The 2133-nt window shown below is 63.7% G+C and carries 1 protein-coding gene and 2 pseudogenes; 2 read left to right on the top strand and 1 reads right to left on the bottom strand.

All coding sequences use genetic code 11. From position 1 onward, the window contains the following. Positions 1-195, bottom strand: a pseudogene (locus H0W38_RS21635) (demethoxyubiquinone hydroxylase family protein); the annotation flags it as partial. A gap of 302 nt (positions 196-497) precedes the next feature. Between H0W38_RS21635 and H0W38_RS21640 the strand changes: the two are divergent. Then, positions 498-1556 carry a porin gene (locus tag H0W38_RS21640; RefSeq protein WP_292458099.1) on the top strand — a complete coding sequence of 353 codons (1059 nt, stop codon included), beginning with the start codon at positions 498-500 and terminating at the stop codon, positions 1554-1556. Positions 1557-1715: 159 nt separating this feature from the next. Next, a pseudogene (locus tag H0W38_RS21645) lies at positions 1716-2133 on the top strand (ABC transporter permease); the annotation flags it as partial.

Here is a 2133-nt window from a genome sequence, read left to right on the forward strand (position 1 = left end):
GGCCTGAGCGCACACCTCGCCGACGTGGTTGACCCGCATCAGCGCCACTGAAAGCGCGCGGTCGGATTCGCTCAGCGGAGCGGCCGCCTCGCTCGGCTGCGGTAGTGGCCGCGACGCCGAGTGGCTGCCGAACACGGTGCGCAGGGCGTTGTCGAGGCTGGCGATCAGCCGGTCGGCAGGGCTGAGTTGTTGCATGTTGGAACTCTGTGTGAAGGGTTTGGGCGGTTTGCCGCAGAGGGCTTTAGCGGCATCTCGACCATAGCGCGGCGGCGCCGGGGGCCGCGCGCTTACCCGGATGACGGCCCCGTGAATGCAATCGGCAAGGGCGGTAAGTTGCATCCCGGCAACAAAAAAGCCTGCAATTTGGATGGAGCACTGGTCACGAAGGCGAGCCTCTGGTCGAATCCGATTCAACGCCCGGTTCGGGTTTTAGTCGGGATGGCTGAGGAAACCTCGGCCTTGCTGAATTCTTCTTTCCAACTTAGGAGATGGTCGTAATGAAAAAGTCAATCCTCGCTCTTGCCGTCCTGGGTGCCTTCGCCGGCGCCGTTTCGGCGCAGTCTTCGGTCGTTCTGTACGGTCGTCTGGACAACGCGGTAACTTGGACCGATCCGGGGTCCAACGGCCGAGTCACTTCCGATACCACGGTCGGTGAGTCCGTTTTCCGTTTGAACGGGCATGACGTCATCGGCGGTTCGCGTTGGGGTCTGCGTGGTAGCGAAGATCTGGGTGGTGGCTTGAAGGCCAACTTCGTGATCGAGTCGGGCTTCAATGGAGACACCGGTGCCCAGAGCGGCTCCAAGCTGTTCGATCGCCAGGCCTTCGTCGGCTTGAGCTCGAAGAGCATCGGTGAAATCCGCCTCGGCCGTCAGCAGACGCTGACCCGTGAACTGGATCTGTTCTCCGGCGATATCAGCGGGGAAGGTGAACTGACCGTCATCGATACGGTGGCTCCGGGCCGCTTCCTGTACCAGAACTTCGGCACCCGCGTGGACAACGCGGTGCAGTACATCACTCCGAACTTCGGCGGCTTCCAGATCCGCGGCCTCGTTGCCGCGGGCGAAGGCGCCACGGCTCGTCAACAGGGCGTGTCGCTGATGTACGCCGGCGGCCCGCTGAAAGCCGGCCTGTCGTATGAAGCCTACGCGGACGGCCCCGGCGGTGACGGGAGCTACAACGAGGTCATGATGCTGGGTGCGAGCTATGACTTCGGTTTTGCGACCTTGCTGGGCAGCTACCAGAACACGACGGACTTCGGCACCGCGCTGACCGACACTGTTCTTGTCGGCGGAGCCCAAGTGGAAGACATCCAGGCGTACAACGTCGGCGTGATGGTGCCGTTCGGTGCCTTCCAGTTCCGCGCGCAGTACACCTCGTCCACGATGGAGCGCGACGGCGGGAGCGACCTCGACCAGGACAAATACGGTGCATCGCTGCGTTACAGCCTGTCCAAGCGGACCCAGCTTTACACGGTCGTGACCAAGCGCAGCGGCGATGACGACGAGATGTTCAGCCGCGACACGCAAGTTGCATTCGGTATTGGCCACAACTTCTGATCTAGTTCCACGTGTCTGAAAAGGCGCCCAATGGGCGCCTTTTCTTTTGGGCTCGAGAACCGGGTCCTCCGCCGCCGAGGGCGCCATCGTTCGTTGTGAAGCCGTGCATTGCCCAGGCACGTGTGGTCCGGCACCATTGCGGCTTGCCTCGCTGAACTCATGCTCGCGTTTCTCCTGCGCCGCCTGCTCCAAGCCGCCGTCGTGATGCTTGCGGTGAGCTTCATCGCCTTCATGCTCTTTCAGTACGTCGGCGATCCGGTCACGCACTTGTTGGGACAGGACGCTACCGAGGCGCAGCGCGTGCAACTTCGTGCGGACCTCGGCCTGGATCGCGCCTTCGCCGTGCAGTTCGCGAGCTTCGTCGGCAATGCGCTGCAAGGCGAGTTCGGCGTGAGCCTGCGCCAGGGCCGTGAGGTCTCGGCGCTCATTGCCGAGCGCTTGCCGGCCACGCTCGAGCTTTCGCTCGCTGCCGCCGTGCTGGCGCTCGGGGTCGGCCCGCCGCTCGGCATGGCCGCTGCGCTTCGGCGCGGCGGCGTCTTGTCGCAGCTGATCATGGCGGGCTCGTTGCTCGGCGTGT

The sequence above is a fragment of the Methylibium sp. genome (assembly GCF_013817365.1).
Lineage (GTDB): Bacteria > Pseudomonadota > Gammaproteobacteria > Burkholderiales > Burkholderiaceae_C > Methylibium.